Here is a 24157-nt window from a genome sequence, read left to right as displayed (position 1 = left end):
GGCATCGCGGCTGCGGACTAACCCTTTGGACGCCGCGATCGGGCGTCGACTGACCTGGATCGGACATGAAGCAAAACAACCTGCAAAACAAAAGCCTGCTGCTGTTACTGGCCCTGGTGACGGTGGCGTTCATCTGGATTCTGCTGCCGTTCTACGGGGCGCTGTTCTGGGCGGTGATCCTGGGCATCGTCTTTGCCCCCTTGCAGCGCCGCCTGCAATTGAAGTTCGGCTGGCCGCGCAATCTCACGGCCCTGTGCACGCTGTTGATCTGCCTGCTGATCGCCATCCTGCCGGTGATCATCACCAGCGTGCTGCTGGTCCAGGAGGGGGCCGAGCTGTACAAGAAGATCGAAAGCGGCCAGCTGGATATCGCCGGCTACCTGGCCCAGTTCAAGCACGGCCTGCCACCGTACTTCCAGCACCTGCTGGACCGCTTTGGCCTGGGCGAGCTCAAGGGCTTGCAGGACAAGGTGGTCAAGAGCGCGATGCAGGGCAGCCAGTACCTGGCGACCCAGGCCTTCAGCTTCGGCCAGGGCACCTTCGAGTTCGTGGTGAGTTTCTTCATCATGCTGTACCTGCTGTTTTTCTGTCTGCGCGATGGCGCCGAGCTGGTACGCAAGATCCGCGGCGCGGTGCCCCTGGCCGAGTACCAGAAGCGCCGCCTGCAATTGAAGTTCAACCGGGTGGTGCGGGCCACGGTCAAGGGCAATGTGCTGGTGGCGGTGACCCAGGGCGCCCTGGGCGGCTTGATCTTCTGGTTCCTGGACATTCCCAGCGCCTTGCTCTGGGCGGTGTTGATGGCCTTTCTGTCGCTGTTGCCGGCGGTGGGGGCGGGGATTGTCTGGGGCCCGGTGGCGGCGTATTTCCTGGTCAGCGGCGCGATCTGGCAAGGGGTGGTGCTGGCGCTGTTCGGGGTGCTGGTGATCGGCCTGGTGGACAACCTGCTGCGGCCGATCCTGGTGGGCAAGGACACGCGGATGCCGGATTACCTGATCCTGATCTCGACCCTGGGCGGGCTGGCGGTCTTCGGCCTCAACGGTTTTGTCATCGGGCCGCTGATCGCTGCCTTGTTCATGTCGAGCTGGGCGCTGTTCGTCGACACCCGGCCCCGGGTGCAGTTGCCCTGACGCTGGACGGCCCGGTGCTACGAAAAAACACCTATTGCGCTGTGGGGCATGGCGACCAGTGCTACCGGCATGGGCTGTTCAGTCCACCACCTGATCGAGCATGTGCAGCACTTCCTGCTCGTTGAGCAGGCCCTTGCGCACCAGGTTCTGGGTCAGCAGCGAGAGGAACTTGGCGCTGCGATGACCTTCCAGATGCTTGAGCTCGGTCAGGGCGTCGTACACCCGGCTGGAAGTGCAGAGGCCTTCGACGCGGTGCGGGTTTTGCGTGGGCATGGGGTTCGTCCTTGTTCTTGTGGGCCTGTTGTTATAGAGGCTGTGTGACGGGGCTGTTATGACAGGCGTGGGGCGAGCGGACCCGGTCGATCTTGCGGTCCCTGAATGACACACGCGTGACAGTCCCATGTCGCCCGAGGCGTCGCTGGGGTTGGCACACTATTGCCGGATTTTCATGCAAATACTGTTCCAGTCGCGACATGATGCTGAGCTATTCAGACATTTGGCTGATGGCAAAATGCAACAAGCCCCGCCGGATGGGCGGGGCCTGTGGCTGTTTCAGTGGAGCCTTACCAGCGGCCGGGACCCGGGCCGTAGTAGTAATGAGGGTGGCCGTAGTAGCCGCGAGGCGGGCCGTAGTACACCGGCGCCGGGCGGTAGTAGACCGGCTGCTGCACATACACCGGTGCTGGCTGGTAGTAGACCGGTGGTGGTGGCGCGGCGTACACCGGCTGCGGTTGGACATACACCGGCGCCTGCTGCACATAGACCGGACGATCCTGGTTGGCGATCACCGAACCCACTACGGCTGCGCCGACAACAGCACCCAATGCGGCGGGCCCGACCCAGCCACCGCCGTGGGCGGATGCCTGGCCTGCGACAGCGAGTGCGCCAATGAGCAAGGCTATCTTGGGGATTTTGGAAATCATGGTTGTTCCTCGGTTCAACCTCCGCGTTCATGGTCTGCACCAGACTCAAGAACTGACGCGGGGATACTTCTAAGACAGCGGTTTTTGCAAAATCGGCACAGCCGCTGAGTAAATATTGTGTAAGGTCTGTACCGGCCTCTTTACCGTCATCCCTGGGCGTCGAAGAGGCCTGTGAACCAGCGGCGATATGATCGGGCACAAGGGCTCGGCTGACCAATCCCGTCTATCCGAAAGTGCCCGGCAAGGAGATGAACATGCAAATGAACCCCAATAAAGACACCCAGTTGTGCATGTCGCTGTCCGGGCGTCCGGGGAATTTCGGCCTGCGCTTTCACAACCATCTGTATGAGCAGTTGGGGCTCAACTTCTACTACAAGGCCTTCAGCAGCCAGGACCTGCCCGGCGCGGTGCGAGGGATCCGCGCCTTGGGGATTCGCGGCTGCGGCGTGTCCATGCCGTTCAAGGAAGACTGCATCGCCCTGGTGGATGAGCTGGACGCCTCGGCCCGGGCCATCGCCTCGATCAATACCATCGTCAATACCAACGGCCATCTGAAGGCTTACAACACCGATTACATCGCCGTGGCCCGCTTGCTGGCCGAGCACGCGGTGCCGCAGGCGTCTACCTTCGCCCTGCGCGGCAGCGGCGGCATGGCCAAGGCCGTGGCCAGTGCCTTGCGTGACGGCGGTTATGCCCGCGGGGTGATCGTGGCCCGCAACGAAGTGGCCGGGCGCGCGCTGGCCCGTTCCCTGGGCTATGAGTGGCAGGCCGAGTTGGGCAGCCTGCGGCCGCAGATGCTGATCAACGTTACCCCGATCGGCATGAGCGGCGGGCCAGAGGCGCAGCAACTGGCGTTCGACGCCGAGGCGATAGCGGCGGCGGACACGGTGTTCGATGTGGTGGCGGTGCCGCCGCAGACGCCGCTGATCCTGCGGGCCCAGGCCGAGGGCAAGCAGGTCATCACCGGGCTGGAAGTGATTGCCATCCAGGCCCTGGAGCAGTTCGTGCTGTATACCGGCGTGCGCCCGAGCGAGGAGCAGTTCCAGAAGGCCGTGGCCTTCGCCCGGGCCTGAAACCGCAACGCCGTAGCCGCAAGCTGCGACAAGGCCCGCAGGGCCTTGGGCGTGCTTAGGTGCGGCGCCTCCTTCGGGGGCGATCGCCGCCTGCGACAGCGGCGACCAGGATCAGCCTTCGAGCTGGGCCAGGCGCTCTTCCAGGGCGGCGATCCGCGCTTCCAGTTCTTCGATGCGTTCCACTGAAACACCGCCGCCCGTGCTGCGTTCCACCGGGTTGCCGCGGGCGGCGAGAATCGCCTCGATGTCCGCCGTGTCGCCCAGGGCGTGGGTGTAGCGGTCTTCGCGCTGGCCGGCCTGACGCGGAATGTGCAGGGCCAGGCCCCGGGCGATCAGGCGTTCGAGCTGGTGCAGGACCTGCTCGCTGTCTTCGAAATCATGCATGCGCCCGCTGCGGGTCAGCAGCTCGTTGACGGTTTGCGGCCCGCGCAGAAACATCAGGCCGCACAGGATCAACTGCGCCGGCACCAGTTCCAGGGCCTTGTCCAGGCGCTGTTCCCAGCGATCGGCGCGGCTGCCCATGACCAGCCGGGTAAAGCCACGGGCTTCGAGGGCGCGCAGGCTTTGCCCGACCTGGCCCGGGGTCAGGTTCATCACCGGTTCACGGCTGGTTTTCTGGTTGCAGGCCAGTACCAGGGCGTTGAGGGTCAGGGGGTAGGTTTCCGGGCTGGTGGCCTGCTTTTCGATCAACGAACCCAGGATGCGGATATCGGTGCTGCTCAAGCGCAGTTCTTCGCCGGGGGTGTCGTGCTCGCTGCTCATAAGTGCTGGTCCCTTGGTCACTGATGGGTGGGTCGTGAAAAACCGCAACAGGGCCTGGATCGGCGCTGCGGTTTTTCCGTGGCCGGGTGGGCCACTTTGGAGGGGCTCTGTTTTACCTTCAGAACCCGGATCTTGCCATCAGAACTTGGCACGGCCCGCGCCGGCGCCGGTTTATCGGGGCGCCCCCGCCGCCATGCGTGGGGCGAGGGCGGCCGGTTCAGCCGGGTTGCGCGTCTGTTGCAGGCTGTGTCGTGCGTGGCGAATCCGCTGCCTGCCGGGCTTGGCTCGCTGTCTCCAGGCACTGGCGGGCAAACCGGGCCAGGCCCAGCAGGGCGTTTCTCGCGGAGCGCAGGTAGAACGCCTGCAACTGGAACACGTGCCAGCGGCCCTCGTGGATTTCCAGCTGGCAAGCCACCCCCGACTGCCTGGCGCGCTCGGCCAGGCGTGTGGAGTCCGACAACAGCAGCTCCTGGTCGCCGACCTGGATCAGCATCGGCGGCAGGCCGCGCAGGTCTGCTTCCAGGGGGCGATGGGTGGGGGCTTGAGCGGGCGCTGCGTAGGTCTTGAGGGCTTGCTCCAGCCAGTCGCGGCGGATCATCGGATCGGCCTCCTGGCGCGATTGCATACTGGCGCCGCCCAGGTCCGGATCGGTGACCGGCGACAGCAGCATCAGCCCGGCGGCAATCTCCTCGCCACGTTCCTTCAAGGCCAGGGCCAGCGCTAGGACCAGGGCGCCGCCGGCGGAGTCGCCGGCAATCAGCAGTTTGTCCGCCGGGCAGAGCTGGGCGCGGATGGCGTCATAAGAGGCTAGGCAGTCTTCCAGCGCGGCGGGGTAGGGATGCTCCGGCGCCAGCCGGTAGTCGGGGACCCAGACACTGCAGCCGCTGTCCCGGGCCAGGCGGCTGCTGACGCTGTAGTGAGAGCGCGGGCCGCCGAGGCAGAAGGCGCCGCCGTGCAGGTAGAGAATCACCCCCTTGGGCGCCGTGCTTGCGGGTTCGACAATCTGCAACGAGAGCCCGTCCAACCGCATGCTCCGGCGCTTCACGCCCAGGCAGCCGGGCATCAGCCATGACAACCGGTCGACGATCTTGCGCTGGCTGGCCAGGGCCCGGGGCGGGCCGATCAAGGCCCTGAAACTGACCCGCAGGAAAACCCGCAGGAAGGCTGCGTTGGCCTGCTCCAGCCAGTCCCGGGGGGCGGCTATGCGTTGTCCGGCGCAGTCCGGGGACCGGGCGTCCAATGGCCTGGACAGGCGATAGGCGGCCAGCCCGGCATAGCGCGCCAGCCAGCGATAGGACCAGGTGAAGCCTGGCCAGTTGGTGCTGTTGTGCCCCCGTTCGTCGACATACCAGCTCTTGCAGCCGCTCCACACCGAAGTGGCCAGGCGGCGCTGGATGCGCCGTTGAAAGCGCTGGTGGCGGTGTTCATCCACTTCCAGCTGGCTGGCGCCGCTGTCCAGCAGCGCCTGGCGGGCCTGCATGACGTGGGAGATCTGGCTCTCCAGCATATGGATGATGGAGTTGTGGCCTAGGTTGGTGTTGGGCCCATAAAGCATGAAGAAGTTGGGGAAGCCCGGCACGCTGATACCCAGGTAGGCCGCCGCGCCGTCTTGCCAGGCCTGGTTCAGGTCAAGCCCGTCACGGCCGCTGATGCGCATCGGCGAAAGGAACTCGGTGGCGGCGAAACCGGTGCCGTAGATGATTGCGTCCACAGGGTGCTGCTGGCCGTCGAGGGTTTCGATGCCGTGTTCGGTGATGCGTGCGATGCCCTCGGTCACCAGCTGCACATGAGCTTGGTCGAAGGTCTTGAGGTAGTCGTTGGACAGCAGGATGCGCTTGCAGCCGATGGGGTAGTCCGGGGTCATCTGCCGGCGCAGCTCGGGGCTGGCGACCGAGGCGTGCAGGAGCTTGTTGAACGGGCCACCGACCACCCACCGGGTCAGGCCCTTGAGGCGGGTGAAGCCCAGGGCCCGGGATTCGAAGTGCAGGTAGTGGGCCGCGCGCAGCAGTTTCATCCGCCAGGGCTGGCGGGCCAGACGCTGTTTTTCTTGCTCGCTGTAGGCCCGGTCGGCCTTGGGCATGATGTAGGCCGGCGAGCGCTGGAAGACCTTGAGCGCCGCCACCTGATCGGCAATCTGCGGCACGAACTGGATGGCCGAGGCGCCGGTGCCGATCACCGCCACCCGTTGGTCGGCCAGGGCGTAATGGTGATCCCAGTGGGCGGAGTGAAAGACCCGGCCGCGAAAGCTGTCCATGCCCGGCAGTTTGGGCAGGGCGGGACGGCTCAGCTGGCCGACAGCGCTGATCAGCAGGCGGGTGAAATGCTCCTGGCCATCGTTGCAGACGACCTGCCAGTAATGGCCGGCTTCATCGAAGCGGGCGTGGCGCACTTCGCTGCCGAAGTGAATGTGTGGCAGCAGGTCGTAGGTACGGGCGCAATGTTGCAGGTAGCCGTGGATCTCGGCCTGGGGCGCGAACACCCGGGACCAGCGCGGGTTGGGCTCGAAGGAAAATGAGTACAGGTGCGAAGGCACGTCGCAGGCGGCGCCGGGGTAGGTGTTGTCGCGCCAGACGCCGCCGACGTCCTGGCCTTTCTCAAGCAGGAGGAACTGACTGACCCCGGCCTTGCGCAGGGCGATGGCCATGCCCAGGCCGCCGAAGCCGCTGCCGATGATCAGGGCTTCCAGGGGCGCGCAGGGGCTGGAACAGAGGTTTAGCGGGGCGGTGGATTCGGGCATGACGACCTCGTTGTTATTGTTGTGGACGCAGGTGGGATCGACCCGGGGCCCTGTCCTGGCGACGTTGGCGTGGCCCCGTTGAGTGAAGCATGGGGGCAAATATCCGTGGACCCCATGCTGCAACGGGACAAGTGTTTTAGTATTTGGGCCAAATCCGCCCATGAGTCAGGCCATGAACGTTCAAGCATTCACCCGGGGACCGTCCAGCGCCTTGCTGTTGGTGAACTTTGCGCTTGAAAGGGGCCTGTCGCCGACGCGCCTGCTGGCCGGTTGCGCGGTGTCCCTGGAGGGGCTGCAGGACCCCAATACGCTGCTGCTGGCGGCCCAGGAGCTGCGGCTGGTGAGCAATCTGCTGCAGCTGCTGGGGCATCCTCCTGGGCTGGGCTATGAGGTGGGCGCGCGTTACCACTTCTCCACCTACGGCTTGTTCGGCTATGGCCTGATCAGCAGCGCGACGCCGGCCGATGCCCTGAGCCTGGCCCTGCGCTTTCTGCCGCTGACCTATGCCTTCGCTTCGATCGGCTACCGACTGGAGCGGGATCTGGGCGTGCTGACCTTCGGTGCGCCGCCGGTGGCCGATCCGCAGGTGGCCGCGTTTCTGCTGGAACGGGACATGGCCGCTGCCGCGGTGTTGATGAAGGAGATCGTCGGTGAGGATTTTTGTCTGGCGCGCCTGACCCGCCGTGCCGCCCCGCCCGCGGCTAGCGCGGCCTGCGATGTTCCGCGGGTGCTGGGCCGGGTGCCCGAGTACCGGGCGGCGCTGGACAGCTTGGCGTTCGACCGGCGGTTCCTGGATCGCACCTTGCCCCAGGCCAACCCGCTGACGGTGGCGATGTGCGAGCAGATGTGCCGGCAGTTGCTTGAGCGCCGACAGGCCCATCAGAGCACCGCGGCCCTGGTCCGCCAGCATCTCGAGGCCCTGCCGGCCGGCAGGGTCGCTGATCTGCCGGACATGGCGCGTCTTACGCGGACCAGTGTGCGTACCTTGAAGCGGCGCCTGCAGGAAGAGGGCACCAACTATCGCCAGTTGCTGGCCGAGCAGCGCGGCGCCCGGGCCCTGGCGTTGTTGGGCAATCGCGCCTTGAGTCTGACCCGGATCGCGGAAGAGCTGGGTTTCAGCGACCTGTCGAGTTTTTCCCAGAGCTTCAAGCGCTGGTTCGGCGTCGCCCCCAGCGCCTATCGCCGGGGGCCTTCGGGATAAAGGCCCCGGGTTGAGCCGCTGTGGCTATAATCGCTGCTCGTTGTACTCCCGCCATCCTTGTCGAGACTGTCATGACTATTTCCCTGTACGCCGCTTCCGTTCCCGTCTTCAAGCAAATGCTCAACGCCCTGAGCGATGTCCTGCACAAGGCCGAAGCTCACGCCACCGCGAAGAACATCGAGCCCAATGCCCTGTTGCAGGCGCGCCTGTACCCGGACATGTTCCCGCTGGTGCGCCAGGTGCAGATCGCCGTGGACTTCGCCAAGGGCGTGTCGGCGCGTCTGGCCGAGGTCGAGCTGCCCAAGTACGACGACAGCGAAACCACCTTCGCCGACCTGCAGGCGCTGATCGCCAAGGTCCTGGCCTTTATCGACGGCATCCAGCCTGCGCAGATCGATGGCAAGGAAGGCATCGAGATCGTCACTCGCCCGGGCACCCCGAAAGAGAAGCGCTTCAGTGGCCAGTCCTACCTGTTGACCTACGGCCTGCCGCAGTTCTTCTTCCACGTCACCACCACCTACGCGATCCTGCGTCACAACGGTGTGGAAGTGGGCAAGCGCGACTACATGGGCGCGTTCTAAAACCCCAGGTGATAAAAAAGCCCGGCCAGGTTGACCCTGGCCGGGCTTTTTAGTGGGCGTTGGATCAGGCGGCGGCTTGCGCCTTGTCTTCCTGGGCCAGGCACGCGGCGGCCGTGAAGAGCACGTCGGTGGAGGAGTTCAGCGCGGTTTCCGCCGAGTCCTGCAGCACGCCGATGATGAAGCCCACGGCAACCACCTGCATGGCGATTTCGCTGGGGATGCCGAACAGGCTGCAAGCCAGGGGAATCAGCAGCAGCGAACCGCCGGCAACGCCCGAAGCACCGCAGGCGCAGATGGCCGCGACCACGCTGAGCAGCACGGCGGTGGGCAGGTCGACGGCGATGCCCAGGGTGTGCACGGCGGCCAGGGTCAGCACGGTGATGGTGATCGCCGCGCCGGCCATGTTGATGGTGGCGCCCAGGGGGATGGACACCGAGTAGGTGTCTTCATGCAGGCCCAGGCGCTTGCTCAGTTCCAGGTTGACCGGGATGTTGGCGGCCGAGCTGCGGGTGAAGAACGCGGTGATGCCGCTCTCGCGCAGGCAGGTCAGCACCAGCGGGAAGGGGTTGCGGCGGATTTTCCAGAACACGATCAGCGGGTTCATCACCAGGGCCACGAACAGCATGCAGCCGATCAGCACCGCCAGCAGGTGCAGGTAGCCGAGCAGGGCGTCGAAGCCCGAGGTGGCCAGGGTCGAGGCCACCAGGCCGAAGATCCCCAGGGGCGCGAAGCGGATCACCACGCGCACGATGACGGTGACCCCGTTGGACAGGTCATCGAGTACGGCGCGGGTCGTCTCGCCGGCATGGCGGATGGCCACGCCCATGCCGATGGCCCAGGCCAGGATGCCGATGAAGTTGGCGTTCATCAGGGCACTGACCGGGTTGTCCACCACGCTCAGCAGCAGGCTTTGCAGCACCTCGCTGATACCGCCCGGGGCACTCACGGCGACGTCGTGGGTGGCCAGGACCAGGGACGAGGGGAACAGGCTGCTGGCGATCACCGCGACCACCGCCGCGGCGAAGGTGCCCAGCAGGTAGAGCACCAGGATCGGCCGGATATGGGTTTCCTGGCCGTGCTTGTGGTTGGCGATCGAGGCCATGACCAGCACGAACACCAGGATCGGCGCCACGGCCTTGAGCGCCGAGACGAAGACCTTGCCGATGAAGGTGGTGGACTTCGCCACTTCGGGGGCCAGCAGGGCCAGGGCGATGCCGGCAATGAGGCCGATGACGATCTGGGTCACCAGGCTCAGGCGTTTGAGGGTGTGGAGGAAGGAAGGAGGTGCAGCGCTCATAGCGGTATCTCTGTTTTTTTAATGTGCAGTGCATGCCGGGGCTGAGCCGGCATCCAGGGATGCGGTGGCAAAGGGCAACGGGCGATCGGGCGGCCTGACGGGCATGCCGGCGCGAAAACCACTGTTTTTGGCAGGGGGCGGACTTTATCACAGGCGCCCGGGCTTCCTGTGTTGATGTGACGATCTGCCACCTGCGACGCCCGGCGCCGGCGCGGTTGCCCAGACCCGTACCCACTCTGTTAAGATCCGCCACCCCCTTTTCTATCCAGTCAGCGGGCCCTTCGGGCTGTCGCTGCTGTCGTTGTTTCTGGAGTTTGCGATGTTGTTGCCCATCCTGCTGTTGTCCGCCGCGGGTTTTACCGTGTTGACCACGGAATTCGTCATTGTCGGCCTGTTGCCGTCGATAGCCCGGGACTTGCAGGTCAGCGTGTCGCAGGCCGGCTTGCTGGTGACCCTGTTCGCCTTTACCGTCGCGGCGTTCGGGCCGTTCCTGACGGCCTATTTCGCGCGTTTTCCGCGCAAGCAGTTGTTTATCAGCGTGCTGCTGATGTTCGGCCTGGCCAACACCCTGGCGGCCCTGGCGCCGAACATCTGGGTGATGGCCCTGGCACGCCTGGTGCCGGCCCTGGGGCTGCCGGTGTTCTGGGCCCTGGCCAGTGAAACGGCGGTGGATATCGTCGGTCCGGATCACGCGGGGCGCGCCATCGCCAAGATCGGCTTCGGCATCGTCTGTGCCACGGTGTTCGGGATTCCCGTGGGCACCCTGATCGCCGATGCGTTCGGCTGGCGCAGCGCCTTCGGCATCCTGGCCCTGGTGGCCGTCGCCAAGGCCTTGCTGCTGTGGGTCTATCTGCCGAACACCAGGCCGCACAACCCGCAGGCGAGCCTGCGGGCGCAGTTTGGCATCCTGCGCAGCCCGCTGATGCAGGGGCACGTGCTGCTGTCGATCCTGGTGTTCAGCGGCATGTTCACCGCCTACACCTACCTGGCAGACATTCTCGAGCGCCTGGCCGGCTTCGACGGCACCCTGGTGGGCTGGTGCCTGATGGGCTTTGGCGCCGTGGGGCTGATCGGCAACTCCCTGGGGGGCCGGGCCGTGGACCGCCATCCGCTGATCGCCTCCATGGTGTTCTGCGCCTTGATGATCGGCGGCATGCTGGCCCTGGTGCCGAGCATTGATTCGCCCCTGGCCCTGGCGGCGGCCATGGGCGTCTGGGGCGTGACCCAGGCCGCCTTGTTCCTGGTCAGCCATGTGCGCTTGATCAAGGCGGCGCCGCAAGCGCCGGCTTTCGCCGCGTCGCTGAACATCGCCGGGGCCAACCTGGGGATCGGCCTGGGGGCGATGGTCGGCGGGCGGGTGATCGATACCCTGGGCCTGGGCAGCCTGGGGATGGCGGCGTCGGCGTTCATTGTGTTGTCGATTGCTCTGGCTCTGCTGCTGATGAACCTCAAGACGCCGCGGGCCTGCGCCTCTATCCATGCGCCAGGGGCGTGAACAGTTCGCGGCGCGCGCCCTCGGTGATGGCCAGGATGCCCGGGTGCTTGACCTTGCGTTCCACCGAGATGGCATAGAACGATTCGGTCACGGCGTCGGTCTGGCCGATCAGCTGGACGCCGTACTGCTGCCGGACTTCCTCGGCAATCACGCTGGGGGCGATGAAGATCCCGCTGCCGGATTGGCCAAAGGCCTGCATCAGGGCGCTGTCGTCGAATTCACCAATGATCCGCGGTTGCAGTTGCTGTTCGGCGAACCAGCGCAGCAGGCGGCTGCGGACCACGGTTTCCTGCCCGGGAATCAGCAGCGGCGCGCCGTGCAGGCCGCGTGGGAAGTCGGCGCCGTGCAGCCGGGCCAGTTCGGCGGTGGCAAAGAAACTGATGCCGCATTCCCCGAGTTTCTGGCTGTAGCCCTTGATGTCCAGGTGCGAGGGCATCGGGCTGTCGGAAATCACCAAGTCCAGGCGCTGGATGGCCAAGTCGGCCAGTAGGCGTTCGAGTTTGTCTTCGCGGCAGGTCAGGCGAATCGGTTCGCTGAGCTCCATGGTCGGGGCGATCAGGCGATAGACGATGGACTTGGGCACCACGTCGGCCACCCCGACCCGGAACTGGATCTGCTGTTCGTCGGGGCGGGCTCGCAGCATGGCTTCCAGCTCGCCGCCGAGCTGGAACATCTGTTCGGCGTAGGGCAGGGCCTGGCGTCCGGCTTCGCTCAATTCCAGCTGGCGCCCGACCCGGTGAAACAGTTCGATGCCGTAGGTCTGCTCCAGCAGGCTGATCTGGCCGCTGATGGTTTGTGGGGTCAGGTTGAGCTGCTCGCAGGCGCGCACGATGCTGCCGGTCTTGGCCACAACCCAGAAGTAATGCAGTTGGCGGTAGTTGAGCATGGCGACTATCAGTTCGTAAAAACCGAAGTATAACTGCAAAAAATACGAATTTTCCTGAAGTATTCGCCTCCTTAGAATGCCCCGCTATCGACGGGGCCCTCATTGGCCCTGTCCGTTCTATCGAGGAATACGGCATGTCATTCAAAACCCTGGGCGCGGCGTCGCTGCTGGCCCTGTCTATGCTGACTCTGGCGGGGTGTGATCAGGCGGAAAAAAGCGCGCAACAGGTGCTGGACAAGGCCGCCGAGACGGCCAAGCAAGCCATCGATGACACCCACAAGGCCGCCGAGCAGGCGTTGAACGAGGCCACGCAAAGCGTGACCGGCAAGGAAAAAACCAAGGACGACGCGGCCAAGCAGCCCGATTCTTCCCAGGAAATCTGACTTTTCATCTCACCGATTCAGGATTGACCCATGGATTACCTTTTACAGCTCGCCGCCAGCCCCACTGCCTGGGTGGCCCTGGCCACTCTGGTGGTGATGGAGATCGTGCTTGGCATCGATAACCTGATCTTTATTTCCATCCTCACCAACAAGCTGCCGGAAAAACACCGGGCCAAGGCGCGGCGCATCGGGATCAGCATGGCGTTGTTCCTGCGTCTGGCGCTGCTTAGCACCGTTGCGTTCATCGTCCAGCTCACTGAGCCGGTGATCGATGTGCTGGGGCAGAGCTTCTCCTGGAAGGACATGATCCTGATTGCCGGTGGCCTGTTCCTGGTCTGGAAAGCCACCACCGAAATCCATCAGAGCATGGACCCTGAGCCCGAGAAGCCTGCGACCGTGGCGTCCAAGGTGAGCATCGGGTTCGCTGCGGCGATCGGGCAGATTCTGCTGCTGGACCTGGTGTTCTCCATCGACAGCATCATTACCGCGGTGGGCATGACCGAGCACCTGCCGATCATGATCATTGCCGTGGTGATCTCGGTGCTGGTGATGTTGCTGGCCGCCGAACCGCTGGCCAAGTTCATCCATGACAACCCGACTGTGGTGATGCTGGCCCTGGGCTTCCTGATCATGATCGGCATGACCCTGATCGCCGAAGGTTTCGGCGCCCATGTGCCCAAGGGCTATGTGTACGCGGCGATGGCGTTCTCGGCGGCCATTGAAAGCCTGAACATGCTGGCCCGTCGGGCTCGGCAGAAGCGCCAGGCGCAGCAGACCGAGGTCTGATTCGCCGCCATGGCAAACGGCCGCCTGCACTCGTTGGAGTCAGGCGGCCGTGTCGTTTTATCGGAAGGGCAAGCGGGGTCAGTGCACAGTGGCGGGGCGCCGGGCGGTCTTTTCGCTTTCGATGCGTGGCTCGCGAGGCTGAGGATGGTGGCGGCGAGTGATACGCAACACGCCCCAGAGCATGGCGCCGGCGACGGCCAGCCAGCCCAGGATCAGCATCAGGATTGTCGTTGTCAGGCTCATCAGTGCCTCCTTATATGCCCTGTTCAGGGCACACACACTTACCAATGGACAGTCTAGTAGCCCCTGTGTTTCAGGCTATTGACCAATAGTCGCGAGTCTTCGAACACTTCGCTCTATGGTTTGCAATTAACTGCTGCCTAACGCTATACCCTCGCCCGCGAGGGCCCTATGATCAAGGCCCCAGCCGGAGCAGGGTTGTCCGGCGTCTGTCTATTAGAGAGCAATGATGGTGCGGGTATTTCCTCGATTTCGAGCGGTGCTGCTGGCCAGCGCCTGTGTTCTGAGCCTGGCCGGTTGTGCCGGCAGCGTACAACCGGAGATTCAGCGACTGCCGGAGCGGGTGGAGCTCAATAGCGTGCCGTTCTTCCGTGGCGAGATGTACCAGAGCGCTCCCGGAGCGCTAGCCAGTATGTTGTCGCAACAGGGCGTCGTGATCACCCCCGGGCTGCTGGACAAGCCACTGCATCTGCCGGGAGCCGAGGCGCAGTTGCAGCAGAACCTGCAGAGCCTGGCCCGGCAATACGGCATGGTGGTCTATCCCCTGGATGATCATCTGTCGGCCTTGCTGACTCAGGTGGCCGCAGGCTATCCGGTGCTGGTGCGCTTTACCGAGGGTTCAAGCTTGTGGGCGCAGCCGCGTTATGCGGTTCTGGCCGGTTATAACCGGGATAAGCAGACGGTGCTGTTGCGGGGGGCGAAAAGTCGTCGGCAACTGATGAGTTTCAGTGCCTTCGAGTCGTCCTGGAAAGACGCCGGCAGTTTTGCGGTATTGATTCAGGCGCCCAACCAGCTGCCGGCCAAGGTTGATCGCCAGCGTTGGTTGAAGGCGGCCAACGATCTGGCCCAGTCCGGCCAGGAGCAAGCGGCGGCTCGGGCCGGCAAGGCGCTCGACGGTCATTGAATGCTCAAAAGACAACAACGGCGCCTTAGGGCGCCGTTGTTTTTGCGGGGGGATCAATGTGAGGCTTGCGGGGCTGCGCTCTGGTGGTTCTTGAGGTTCTTGTCGGCCTTGTAGCGCAAGGCCACGTCTGGCACCGAACCGCTTTTGCCCGTCTCGACCCAGTTGCGGATACGGCTGGCGTCGGCAAAGTGGGTGTACTTGCCGAAAGCGTCGAGAATCACCAGGGCTACTGGGCGGTTGCCCATGCTGGTGACCAGCACCAGGCAGTGGCCAGCCTGGTTGGTAAAGCCGGTCTTGGTGATCTTGATGTCCCATTTTTCCTTGTTGACCAGGTGGTCGGTGTTGCGAAAACCCAGGGTGTAGTTGGGTTTGCGGAACGCCACGGTCTTTTCCTTGGTGGTGCTCAGCTCACTCAACAACGGGTATTTGCGTGCGGCCACCAACAGCTTGCTCAGGTCGCGCGCGGTGGAAACGTTGTGGATCGACAGGCCAGTGGGCTCGACATAGTGGGTGTGGGTCATGCCCAGGGACTTGGCCTTGGCGTTCATGGCGGCGATAAACGCCGAGTAGCCGCCTGGATAGTGATGGGCGAGGCTGGCGGCGGCGCGGTTTTCCGAGGACATCAGGGCGATCAGCAAGGTGTCGCGACGGCTCAGCTCACTGTTGAGCTTGACCCGGGAAAACACACCCTTCATCTCCGGGGTGTCGCTGATGTTCATGGAGATGTGTTCATCCAGTGGCAGCTTGGCGTCGAGCACGACCATGGCGGTCATCAGTTTGGTGACCGAAGCGATGGGCACCACGACGTCCGGGTTGCTGGAGTAGATGACTTTGTTGGTCTGCAGATCCAGCAGCAGGGCGCTGCCGGAGGCGATGTGCAACTGTGAAGTGTCTCTTGGCGCCGCGGTGGTTTCGCTGGCGTCGACGCTGTGCGCGATCAGGGTGCCGGACACAGCAAACAACAAGCTGAGGATGGAGAGACGAATTTTCACGCGGGCGGACTCGATAAAGATGGATATGCCGTCTGGCAACGGGTTTTTTCGGGAAAACGTTACATTTTATGAATATAGCTGAGGAACTGTCGATTGTTCTTCAGCGGTCAGTCGAAAACCCTTAAAAACCAAGAAAAAACACCGGTTTTCCCTGAGTGGCAACTGCTCATCAGGATAGGTCCAGCTCGATCCGGGGCGCTAAGATTCAGGCGCTATATGTCGGCGGTCGTGTGTGTGCAGAGAGGGCATAAAAAAGCCCGCCAATGGCGGGCTTATTCAAGCGGGCTGGCAACACTCAGCTGTGCAGCGTTTCAGCGGCGTACAGGGTGTTTTCCAGCAGGCAGGCGCGGGTCATGGGGCCGACGCCGCCAGGTACGGGGGTGATCCAGCCGGCGCGGGGCAGGGCGGTCTCATACACAACGTCGCCCACCAGCTTGCCATCTTCCTGACGATTGATGCCCACGTCGATGACGATGGCGCCTTCCTTGATCCACTCGCCCTTGACCAGGCCCGGCTTGCCCGCGGCAACCACGACCAGATCGGCGCGGCCGACGTGGCCGGCCAGGTCTTTGGTAAAGCGGTGAGTCACGGTCACGGTGCAGCCCGCCAGCAGCAACTCCATGGCCATCGGACGACCGACGATATTGGAGGCGCCTACGACGACTGCGTCCATGCCGTACAGATCGGCACCGGTGCTTTGCAGCAGGGTCATGATGCCCTTGGGGGTGCAGGGGCGCAGCAGGGGAATGCGCTGGGCCAGGCGGCCGACGTTATAGGGATGGAAACCATCCACGTCTTTGTCCGGGCGAATGCGCTCAAGCAACAAGGAGGCGTCCAGGTGCTCGGGCAGCGGCAACTGCAACAGGACGCCGTCGATATTCGGGTCATCGTTGAGCTTGTCGATCAGACCGGCCAGATCTTCTTGAGTGGTGTTGGCGGGCAAGTCATAGGCTTGTGAAAGGAAGCCGACCTCTTCGCAGTCTTTACGCTTGTGCGAGACATAAACCTGAGAGGCCGGGTCGCTGCCGACCAGAATCACCGCGAGACCCGGAGTACGCAGGCCTTGTTGGCGACGCTCGGCGACACGTTTGGCGATCTGCTGGCGCAGGCTAGCGGCGATCGCTTTGCCGTCGATTAGTTGTGCAGTCATGACGCGTGATTAACCATCGAGAGGGAGAGAAAAAGAGAACGTATTCTCGCATGTCGGGACGTGAGGGCAAAGGCGCTTGGTCTGCAAATTCCCCTAACTCCTTTAATTAAATGAATTTTTTTTAAAAAAGAGTTGACGACCTAACGGCTCGTCTATAACATTCGTCGCACTTGTCGGGCACAGCCTAGCACTGGTTAAGAAGGTCGGGCAGAGTTGATGTTTAACTCGTAACGACTGAAAGCAATTAGTTTGTAGTCATTAAAGAATACAGATTAATAAGGCGCCCGTAGCTCAGCTGGATAGAGCATCCGCCTTCTAAGCGGATGGTCGCAGGTTCGAGTCCTGCCGGGTGCGCCATTAGGCAGCTTTGGCACAAGTAACGCAATATGGTGGGCGTAGCTCAGTTGGTAGAGCACAGGATTGTGACTCCTGTTGTCGTGGGTTCGATCCCCATCGTCCACCCCATATTCGAAGAAGGCGCCAGATTAATAGTCTGGCGCCTTTGCTTTAAAAGCTTGTTAAGCGGACGTGGTGGAATTGGTAGACACACTGGATTTAGGTTCCAGCGCCGCAAGGTGTAAGAGTTCGAGTCTCTTCGTCCGCACCATTAAAGTAGCTAGTTAATAGCAGATCACGGCGCAGCACCTGAAAGGGGGCTGCGCCGTTTTCGTTTCTGGATTCGATGCTGTGGTCTAGCCGCATGTAATGGGCTGACCGGTGGCCCCAGATTCGCTCCTGGTCGTCAGGTGTATGAGCTTCTGCTGTTGGCTGGTGTTTGTCAGGGGTGGGCCGGTCGATCCCTTCTATATATAGAAGGATTGGTCTAGAGCCCCTGGCGGGATTTGTAGTAATTGCTCTCATGGCGAGGCTCAACCCTTTGTCCCCGCCTTCACATTGTCGGTCGTATTTCACCCTTTTTCAGTAGGGTGACTTCTTGAGTTTGACCCACTAGAATGCATGCCCTTGATTCTGGGGTCGGAAAACGGCCGGCTAACGTCTGTGCAACGAGGAATATCCATGCAAGTTTCTGTTGAAAATACTTCTGCTCTTGAGCGCCGCATGAGCATCACCGTGCCGGCTGAGCGCATCGAGAGCCAGGTCAACAAGCGTCTGCAGCAGACTGCCCAAAAGGCCAAAATCCCAGGCTTCCGTCCTGGCAAGGTTCCAATGAGCGTGATTCGTCAGCGTTATGAGGCTGACGCGCGTCAAGAAGCAGTGGGTGACGTGATCCAGGCTTCTTTCTATGAAGCTGTTGTTGAGCAGAAGCTGAACCCGGCTGGCGCTCCTTCGGTCGAGCCTAAAGTGCTGGAGAAGGGCAAGGATCTGGAATACGTTGCCACTTTCGAAGTATTCCCAGAGTTCACCGTCGCCGGTTTCGAAAACATCGCTGTTGAGCGTCTGAGCGCTGAAGTGGCTGATGCCGATCTGGACAACATGCTGGAAATCCTGCGCAAGCAGAATGTTCGCTTCGAAGTGGCTGATCGCGCTGCGCAGAAAGACGACCAGCTGAACATCGATTTCGTTGGCAAGGTCGACGGCGAAGTTTTCGCAGGTGGCTCGGCCAAGGGTACTCAACTGGTGTTGGGCTCCGGTCGCATGATTCCTGGCTTCGAAGACGGTCTGGTTGGCGCTAAAGCTGGCGAAGAGCGTGTTCTGAACCTGACCTTCCCAGAGAACTACCAGAACCTGGATCTGGCCAACAAAGCCGCTGAGTTCACTGTTACCGTCAACAGCGTTTCCGAGCCTAAGCTGCCAGAACTGACCGAAGAGTTCTTCGCTCAATTCGGGATCAAAGAAGCGGGTCTGGATGGCTTCCGTGCCGAAGTTCGCAAGAACATGGAGCGCGAACTGCGTCAGGCTATCAAGTCCAAAGTGAAGAATCAGGTTATGGATGGTCTGCTGGCCTCCAATCCGATTGAAGTGCCGAAGGCACTGCTGGACAACGAAGTTAACCGTCTGCGTGTTCAAGCCGTGCAGCAGTTCGGTGGCAACATCAAGCCGGATCAACTGCCTGCTGAGCTGTTCGAAGAGCAGGCTAAGCGTCGCGTAGTGCTGGGCCTGATCGTCGCCGAGGTTGTTAAGCAATTCGACCTCAAACCTGATGAAGCGCGCGTTCGCGAGTTGATCCAGGAAATGGCTTCGGCTTACCAAGAGCCTGAGCAAGTCGTGTCCTGGTACTACAAGAACGAGCAGCAGTTGAACGAAGTCCGTTCGGTTGTGCTGGAAGAGCAAGTTGTGGATACTGTTCTGCAGAAAGCTAGCGTGACCGACAAATCGGTCTCTTACGAAGAAGCGGTCAAGCCGGTAGAAGCACCTCAAGCCGACTGATCTTCTTTTCGTTCGAAGCACACACCATAAGCCAGCCTTCGTGCTGGCTTATGCGTATTCAAGACATGACTATTTGGGAGTGACTGCAGGACATGTCCCGCAATTCTTATTATCAGCAGAGCTCTGACATCCAGGCCGCAGGCGGCCTGGTCCCGATGGTTATCGAGCAGTCCGCCCGCGGCGAACGCGCCTATGACATCTACTCGCGCCTTCTGAAGGAACGGGTGATTTTCCTGATTGGCCCGGTAGAGGACTACATGGCCAACCTGGTTGCGGCGCAACTGCTGTTCCTTGAAGCGGAAAACCCGGACAAGGACATCCATCTCTACATCAACTCGCCAGGTGGCTCGGTAACTGCTGGCATGTCGATCTACGACACCATGCAGTTCATCAAGCCTGACGTTTCGACTATCTGCATTGGCCAGGCTTGCAGCATGGGTGCCTTCCTGCTCGCTGGCGGTGCTGCAGGCAAGCGTCATTGCCTGCCTAACTCGCGGATGATGATTCACCAACCGCTCGGCGGTTTCCAAGGTCAGGCGTCGGATATCGACATCCATGCCAAGGAAATCCTGCACATTCGTTCGCGCCTGAACTCGCTGCTGGCTCACCACACTGGTCAGAGCCTCGAAACCATTGAGCGTGACACCGAGCGTGACAACTTCATGAGCGCCGAGCGCGCCGCGGAGTACGGTCTGATCGACTCCGTGATCAACAAGCGTCAAATGCCTGCCTAAGCAACTCAAATGTAGGCGGCTGATTTAACTGGCCGCCTGCGGACTTGAAAAAGCCCGCAATTGCCTTCATCTTGTGTTGCAAGCCTATCGGATTTGGATCGATCGAATGACTGACACCCGCAACGGCGAGGACAACGGCAAACTGCTTTATTGCTCCTTCTGTGGCAAAAGCCAGCATGAAGTACGCAAATTGATTGCCGGCCCCTCGGTCTTTATCTGCGACGAGTGCGTCGACTTGTGCAATGACATCATCCGTGAGGAGGTGCAGGAAGCACAGGCCGAGAGCAGCGCGCATAAATTGCCTTCGCCTAAAGAAATCAGCGGCATCCTTGATCAGTATGTGATTGGTCAGGAGCGTGCGAAAAAGGTTCTGGCGGTAGCGGTTTACAACCACTACAAGCGTCTGAATCAGCGTGACAAAAAGAACGACGATGTCGAGCTCGGCAAGAGCAATATCTTGCTGATCGGGCCTACAGGTTCGGGTAAGACACTGTTGGCGGAAACCCTGGCTCGTCTGTTGAATGTGCCTTTCACCATTGCCGACGCAACCACCCTGACCGAAGCCGGTTATGTGGGTGAGGACGTTGAGAACATCATTCAGAAATTGCTGCAGAAGTGCGATTACGACGTAGAAAAAGCTCAGATGGGCATTGTCTACATCGATGAAATCGACAAGATTTCCCGCAAGTCTGACAACCCTTCGATTACCCGGGATGTTTCCGGCGAGGGTGTTCAGCAGGCTCTGTTGAAGTTGATCGAGGGTACGGTCGCTTCCGTTCCGCCTCAAGGTGGTCGCAAGCACCCGCAGCAGGAGTTCCTGCAAGTTGACACCCGCAACATCCTGTTTATCTGCGGCGGCGCTTTCTCGGGTCTGGAAAAGGTTATTCAAAACCGCTCCACCCGTGGTGGCATCGGTTTCAACGCCGAAGTTCGCAGCAAGGAAGAGGGCAAGAAGGTTGGTGAGTCCCTGCGTGAAGTTGAGCCTGACGATCTGGTCAAGTTCGGTCTGATCCCGGAGTTCGTCGGTCGTCTGCCGGTTCTTGCGACGCTGGATGAGCTGGACGAGGCTGCCTTGATTCAGATTCTTACTGAGCCGAAGAATGCTTTGACCAAGCAGTATGCCAAGTTGTTCGAGATGGAAGGTGTGGACCTGGAGTTCCGTACTGATGCATTGAAGTCGGTCGCCAAGCGAGCGCTTGAACGCAAGACGGGTGCTCGTGGTCTGCGCTCTATTCTCGAAGGTGTTCTGCTCGACACTATGTATGAGATCCCCTCGCAATCCGAGGTGAGTAAAGTAGTGATCGATGAAAGCGTTATTGAAGGCAAGTCCCAGCCACTGTACATCTATGAGAACAGTGAGCCGACGGCCAAGGCTGCGCCAGACGCGTAAGTGTTGTGGTGTTGCTTAAAAGAAGGGGCCTTCGGGCCCCTTTGCTTTTAGCGTCTTTAAAGTGCTGTCTTTAAGCTTGTTTTTTTTGCAGGCAGCCCCCATCTTGGTTTCAAGCTTACTTCCATCTGTTTACGGCCGTACGGCCGCCGTAGAGGCGAAATCATGAAGACAACCATCGAATTGCCTCTCCTGCCATTGCGTGATGTTGTGGTTTATCCGCACATGGTTATCCCGCTGTTCGTGGGGCGCGAGAAGTCGATCGAAGCCCTCGAGGCAGCGATGACGGGCGACAAGCAGATTCTTCTGCTGGCACAGAGAAACCCTGCTGATGATGATCCCGGTGAAGATGCACTCTATCGCGTAGGTACCATTGCGACTGTCTTGCAGTTGCTCAAGTTGCCTGATGGCACCGTCAAGGTGCTGGTTGAAGGCGAACAGCGCGGCGCTGTTGAACGCTTCAGTGAAGTTGATGGTCACTGCCGTGCTGAAGTCTCTCTGATTGACGAAGTCGACGCTCCTGACCGTGAGTCGGAAGTGTTCGTCCGTAGTTTGTTGTCCCAGTTCGAGCAGTATGTGCAACTGGGCAAGAAAGTCCCTGCCGAGGTGCTGTCCTCTCTCAACAGCATCGATGAGCCAAGCCGTCTGGTAGATACCATGGCTGCGCACATGGCGTTGAAGATCGAGCAGAAGCAGGAAATCCTCGAGATCATTGATCTGTCCGCTCGGGTCGAGCATGTCTTGGCATTGCTGGACGCCGAGATTGATCTGCTGCAAGTGGAAAAGCGCATTCGTGGCCGCGTCAAGAAGCAAATGGAACGCAGCCAGCGCGAGTACTACCTGAACGAGCAGATGAAGGCCATTCAGAAAGAGCTGGGTGACGGTGACGAAGGCCACAACGAAATCGAAGAGCTGAAGAAGCGCATCGACGCCGCTGGTCTGCCCAAAGACGCCATGACCAAGGCTCAGGCCGAATTGAACAAGCTCAAGCAGATGTCGCCGATGTCTGCCGAGGCCACTGTGGTTCGCTCCTACATCGACTGGTTGGTGCAGGTGCCGTGGAAGGCTCAGAGCAAGGTGCGCCTGGACCTGGCACGTGCCGAAGACATCCTTGATGCCGACCACTATGGTCTGGAAGAAGTCAAAGAGCGGATTCTCGAATACCTCGCCGTACAAAAGCGGGTCAAGAAAATCCGTGGTCCAGTGCTGTGCCTCGTCGGGCCTCCAGGGGTGGGCAAAACCTCCCTGGCCGAATCGATCGCCAACGCAACCAATCGCAAGTTTGTGCGCATGGCGTTGGGTGGTGTTCGGGACGAAGCGGAAATCCGTGGTCATCGCCGGACTTATATCGGTTCGATGCCAGGAAGATTGATTCAAAAGATGACAAAGGTCGGGGTACGCAACCCGCTGTTCCTGCTTGATGAAATCGACAAGATGGGCAGTGATATGCGCGGCGATCCTGCGTCTGCCTTGCTTGAAGTCCTGGACCCCGAGCAGAACCATAATTTCAACGACCACTATCTGGAAGTCGATTACGACCTGTCCGATGTGATGTTCCTGTGCACCTCCAACTCGATGAATATCCCTCCGGCATTGCTGGACCGGATGGAGGTGATTCGTCTGCCCGGCTATACCGAGGACGAGAAGATCAACATCGCGATCAAGTACCTGTCGCCCAAGCAGATCCAGGCCAATGGTCTGAAAAAGGGTGAGCTGGAATTCGACCCTGATGCGATCCGCGACATCATTCGTTACTACACCCGCGAAGCCGGTGTGCGGGGGCTGGAGCGCCAGATTGCCAAGGTCTGCCGCAAGGCGGTGAAAGAGCACGCGATGGAAAAGCGCTTCTCGGTCAAAGTCACTTCCGACCTGCTGGAGCACTTCCTTGGCGTGCGCAAGTTCCGCTACGGCCTTGCTGAGCAGCAGGACCAGATCGGTCAGGTGACCGGCTTGGCGTGGACTCAGGTAGGCGGCGAATTGCTGACTATCGAAGCGGCCGTGGTGCCGGGCAAGGGCCAGTTGATCAAGACCGGTTCCCTGGGAGATGTCATGGTCGAGTCGATCACCGCAGCGCTGACCGTGGTCCGCAGTCGGGCGAAGAGCCTGGGCATTCCCCTGGACTTCCACGAGAAGCGCGATACCCATATCCATATGCCTGAAGGAGCCACTCCCAAGGACGGCCCAAGCGCAGGCATAGGCATGTGCACGGCGCTGGTTTCCGCGCTGACCGGCATCCCGGTACGGGCTGATGTGGCGATGACTGGTGAGATCACTCTGCGTGGTCAGGTGTTGGCCATCGGTGGACTGAAAGAGAAATTACTCGCCGCTCATCGAGGTGGAATCAAGACGGTGATCATTCCTGAAGAGAATGTTCGCGATTTGAAAGAAATTCCTGACAATATCAAGCAGGATCTGCAGATTAAACCGGTTAAATGGATTGACGAAGTCCTGCAAATTGCGCTGCAATACGCGCCGGAGCCCTTGCCGGATGTGGCTCCCGAGATAGTTGCAAAGGACGAAAAACGCGAGTCTGACTCTAAGGAAAGAATTAGCACGCATTAATACGCATTAGCCTGGGGGGCTTCCTTGACAGCTTTTTAGAGCCCTTGTTATAAAGCGGCTCTTAAGTGTCTGTAGGCCATTCAGCACTCGTTTTTGCTTTCACCAAAAAACTTAGAATCATACTCATAGATATATAAGGGGACTTAGAGTGAACAAGTCGGAACTGATTGATGCTATCGCTGCATCTGCTGATCTCCCGAAAGCTGCTGCTGGCCGTGCGCTGGACGCAGTAATCGAATCCGTTACTGGCGCTCTGAAGGCCGGTGACTCTGTTGTTCTGGTTGGTTTCGGTACCTTCTCCGTAACTGATCGTCCAGCTCGTATCGGCCGTAACCCACAGACCGGTAAGACTCTGGAAATCGCCGCTGCTAAAAAGCCAGGTTTCAAAGCCGGTAAAGCACTGAAAGAAGCCGTTAACTAAGTTTCTTCAGGGTCTTTGCCCATCCGGGTCGGGGTCATGCCTGATCTGGCAGCGGGGCGCCAGTTCACCGATGCACCATCGGTTTACGCAGAGGGTTGCAGATTCAGCTCTCGTCCGCTCCGCCAGTTACGAGAAGGCGCATCCTCGGATGCGCCTTTCTTCTATCCGGATTCTACCCACGCTCCACG

Annotated in this window: 22 protein-coding genes and 3 tRNA genes; 16 read left to right on the top strand and 9 right to left on the bottom strand. The window is 60.9% G+C overall.

Annotation, left to right across the window (positions count from 1 at the left end; translation table 11 throughout):
• The first annotated feature begins 65 nt into the window (after window positions 1-65).
• On the top strand, window positions 66-1127 hold the full coding sequence (locus GWQ44_RS12135) for an AI-2E family transporter (protein WP_179600670.1): 1062 nt from the start codon (window positions 66-68) through the stop codon (window positions 1125-1127).
• Between the two features lie 78 nt (window positions 1128-1205).
• Here GWQ44_RS12135 and GWQ44_RS12130 read toward each other — a convergent pair whose 3' ends face one another.
• Both GWQ44_RS12130 and GWQ44_RS12125 read right to left on the bottom strand, forming a co-directional pair.
• Window positions 1206-1400 carry a hypothetical protein gene (locus tag GWQ44_RS12130; protein WP_016965586.1) on the bottom strand — a complete coding sequence of 65 codons (195 nt, stop codon included), beginning with the start codon at window positions 1398-1400 and terminating at the stop codon, window positions 1206-1208.
• A 290-nt stretch (window positions 1401-1690) separates the two neighbouring features.
• Window positions 1691-2050 (bottom strand): hypothetical protein, encoded by a 360-nt coding sequence (locus GWQ44_RS12125; RefSeq protein ID WP_016965587.1) that lies wholly within the window; start codon window positions 2048-2050, stop codon window positions 1691-1693.
• A gap of 254 nt (window positions 2051-2304) precedes the next feature.
• Here GWQ44_RS12125 and GWQ44_RS12120 point away from each other — a divergent pair, with 254 nt between their 5' ends.
• Window positions 2305-3123 carry a shikimate 5-dehydrogenase gene (locus GWQ44_RS12120; protein ID WP_199012261.1) on the top strand — a complete coding sequence of 273 codons (819 nt, stop codon included), beginning with the start codon at window positions 2305-2307 and terminating at the stop codon, window positions 3121-3123.
• Window positions 3124-3234: 111 nt separating this feature from the next.
• Here the strand turns inward: GWQ44_RS12120 and GWQ44_RS12115 are convergent, their stop codons facing one another.
• Window positions 3235-3885 (bottom strand): DUF480 domain-containing protein, encoded by a 651-nt coding sequence (locus tag GWQ44_RS12115; protein WP_275927418.1) that lies wholly within the window; start codon window positions 3883-3885, stop codon window positions 3235-3237.
• Window positions 3886-4102: 217 nt separating this feature from the next.
• On the bottom strand, window positions 4103-6622 hold the full coding sequence (locus GWQ44_RS12110; RefSeq protein WP_275927417.1) for an alpha/beta hydrolase fold domain-containing protein: 2520 nt from the start codon (window positions 6620-6622) through the stop codon (window positions 4103-4105).
• A gap of 172 nt (window positions 6623-6794) precedes the next feature.
• Here GWQ44_RS12110 and GWQ44_RS12105 point away from each other — a divergent pair, with 172 nt between their 5' ends.
• The gene (locus tag GWQ44_RS12105) at window positions 6795-7823 is read left to right on the top strand and encodes an AraC family transcriptional regulator (protein WP_275927416.1); all 1029 of its coding nucleotides are present in this window, start codon (window positions 6795-6797) and stop codon (window positions 7821-7823) included.
• Window positions 7824-7894: 71 nt separating this feature from the next.
• The gene (locus tag GWQ44_RS12100) at window positions 7895-8404 is read left to right on the top strand and encodes a DUF1993 domain-containing protein (protein ID WP_016968416.1); all 510 of its coding nucleotides are present in this window, start codon (window positions 7895-7897) and stop codon (window positions 8402-8404) included.
• 64 nt (window positions 8405-8468) lie between these two features.
• Here the strand turns inward: GWQ44_RS12100 and sstT are convergent, their stop codons facing one another.
• A complete protein-coding gene (gene sstT, locus GWQ44_RS12095; protein WP_047305357.1) occupies window positions 8469-9701 on the bottom strand; it encodes a serine/threonine transporter SstT in 1233 nt (410 codons plus the stop codon).
• A gap of 319 nt (window positions 9702-10020) precedes the next feature.
• Between sstT and GWQ44_RS12090 the strand changes: the two genes are divergently transcribed.
• Window positions 10021-11196: an MFS transporter gene (locus GWQ44_RS12090; protein ID WP_275927415.1), complete on the top strand. Its 1176-nt coding sequence runs from the start codon at window positions 10021-10023 to the stop codon at window positions 11194-11196.
• On the opposite strand, the gene nhaR is transcribed toward GWQ44_RS12090, so the two are convergent.
• Window positions 11174-12082, bottom strand: a complete 909-nt coding sequence (gene nhaR / locus GWQ44_RS12085; RefSeq protein WP_042941363.1) for a transcriptional activator NhaR — start codon at window positions 12080-12082, stop codon at window positions 11174-11176. The two genes, GWQ44_RS12090 and nhaR, sit on opposite strands and share 23 nt — an antisense overlap.
• A 134-nt stretch (window positions 12083-12216) precedes the next feature.
• Here nhaR and GWQ44_RS12080 point away from each other — a divergent pair, with 134 nt between their 5' ends.
• Both GWQ44_RS12080 and GWQ44_RS12075 read left to right on the top strand, forming a co-directional pair.
• Window positions 12217-12465 carry a hypothetical protein gene (locus tag GWQ44_RS12080; RefSeq protein ID WP_275927414.1) on the top strand — a complete coding sequence of 83 codons (249 nt, stop codon included), beginning with the start codon at window positions 12217-12219 and terminating at the stop codon, window positions 12463-12465.
• Window positions 12466-12495: 30 nt separating this feature from the next.
• A complete protein-coding gene (locus GWQ44_RS12075; protein ID WP_016965888.1) occupies window positions 12496-13251 on the top strand; it encodes a TerC family protein in 756 nt (251 codons plus the stop codon).
• 78 nt (window positions 13252-13329) lie between these two features.
• Here the strand turns inward: GWQ44_RS12075 and GWQ44_RS12070 are convergent, their stop codons facing one another.
• Entirely contained in the window at window positions 13330-13494 is a 165-nt protein-coding gene (locus GWQ44_RS12070) for a hypothetical protein (RefSeq protein ID WP_016965887.1), read from the bottom strand.
• Window positions 13495-13720: 226 nt separating this feature from the next.
• Between GWQ44_RS12070 and GWQ44_RS12065 the strand changes: the two genes are divergently transcribed.
• Window positions 13721-14395, top strand: coding sequence for a PA2778 family cysteine peptidase (locus GWQ44_RS12065; protein WP_275927413.1), 675 nt, complete (start codon window positions 13721-13723; stop codon window positions 14393-14395).
• A 53-nt stretch (window positions 14396-14448) separates the two neighbouring features.
• On the opposite strand, the gene pbpG is transcribed toward GWQ44_RS12065, so the two are convergent.
• Window positions 14449-15387, bottom strand: coding sequence for a D-alanyl-D-alanine endopeptidase (pbpG, locus tag GWQ44_RS12060; protein ID WP_016965269.1), 939 nt, complete (start codon window positions 15385-15387; stop codon window positions 14449-14451).
• A gap of 295 nt (window positions 15388-15682) precedes the next feature.
• On the bottom strand, window positions 15683-16537 hold the full coding sequence (gene folD / locus GWQ44_RS12055) for a bifunctional methylenetetrahydrofolate dehydrogenase/methenyltetrahydrofolate cyclohydrolase FolD (RefSeq protein ID WP_016965270.1): 855 nt from the start codon (window positions 16535-16537) through the stop codon (window positions 15683-15685).
• A 280-nt stretch (window positions 16538-16817) separates the two neighbouring features.
• Here folD and GWQ44_RS12050 point away from each other — a divergent pair.
• The 8 genes from GWQ44_RS12050 (at window position 16818) to GWQ44_RS12015 (ending at window position 23969) form a co-directional block, all read left to right on the top strand.
• Window positions 16818-16894: transfer RNA gene (locus tag GWQ44_RS12050), tRNA-Arg, on the top strand.
• Window positions 16895-16926: 32 nt separating this feature from the next.
• Window positions 16927-17002: transfer RNA gene (locus tag GWQ44_RS12045), tRNA-His, on the top strand.
• A 57-nt stretch (window positions 17003-17059) separates the two neighbouring features.
• Window positions 17060-17144, top strand: a tRNA-Leu gene (locus GWQ44_RS12040).
• A 410-nt stretch (window positions 17145-17554) separates the two neighbouring features.
• Window positions 17555-18865 carry a trigger factor gene (gene tig / locus GWQ44_RS12035; protein WP_016965271.1) on the top strand — a complete coding sequence of 437 codons (1311 nt, stop codon included), beginning with the start codon at window positions 17555-17557 and terminating at the stop codon, window positions 18863-18865.
• Window positions 18866-18957: 92 nt separating this feature from the next.
• Entirely contained in the window at window positions 18958-19599 is a 642-nt protein-coding gene (gene clpP / locus GWQ44_RS12030) for an ATP-dependent Clp endopeptidase proteolytic subunit ClpP (protein WP_016965272.1), read from the top strand.
• 106 nt (window positions 19600-19705) lie between these two features.
• Window positions 19706-20989, top strand: a complete 1284-nt coding sequence (gene clpX / locus GWQ44_RS12025) for an ATP-dependent Clp protease ATP-binding subunit ClpX (protein ID WP_016965273.1) — start codon at window positions 19706-19708, stop codon at window positions 20987-20989.
• Between the two features lie 162 nt (window positions 20990-21151).
• Window positions 21152-23548, top strand: coding sequence for an endopeptidase La (lon, locus tag GWQ44_RS12020; RefSeq protein WP_047305355.1), 2397 nt, complete (start codon window positions 21152-21154; stop codon window positions 23546-23548).
• A gap of 148 nt (window positions 23549-23696) precedes the next feature.
• On the top strand, window positions 23697-23969 hold the full coding sequence (locus GWQ44_RS12015; protein ID WP_011062271.1) for an HU family DNA-binding protein: 273 nt from the start codon (window positions 23697-23699) through the stop codon (window positions 23967-23969).
• The last annotated feature ends 188 nt before the right edge of the window (window positions 23970-24157 follow it).

This window comes from Pseudomonas sp. 3MA1 (assembly GCF_029237275.1).
Lineage (GTDB): Bacteria > Pseudomonadota > Gammaproteobacteria > Pseudomonadales > Pseudomonadaceae > Aquipseudomonas > Aquipseudomonas fluorescens_AP.
Note: the sequence above shows the minus strand (reverse complement) of the source record. Positions and strands in the feature narration are given on the sequence as shown.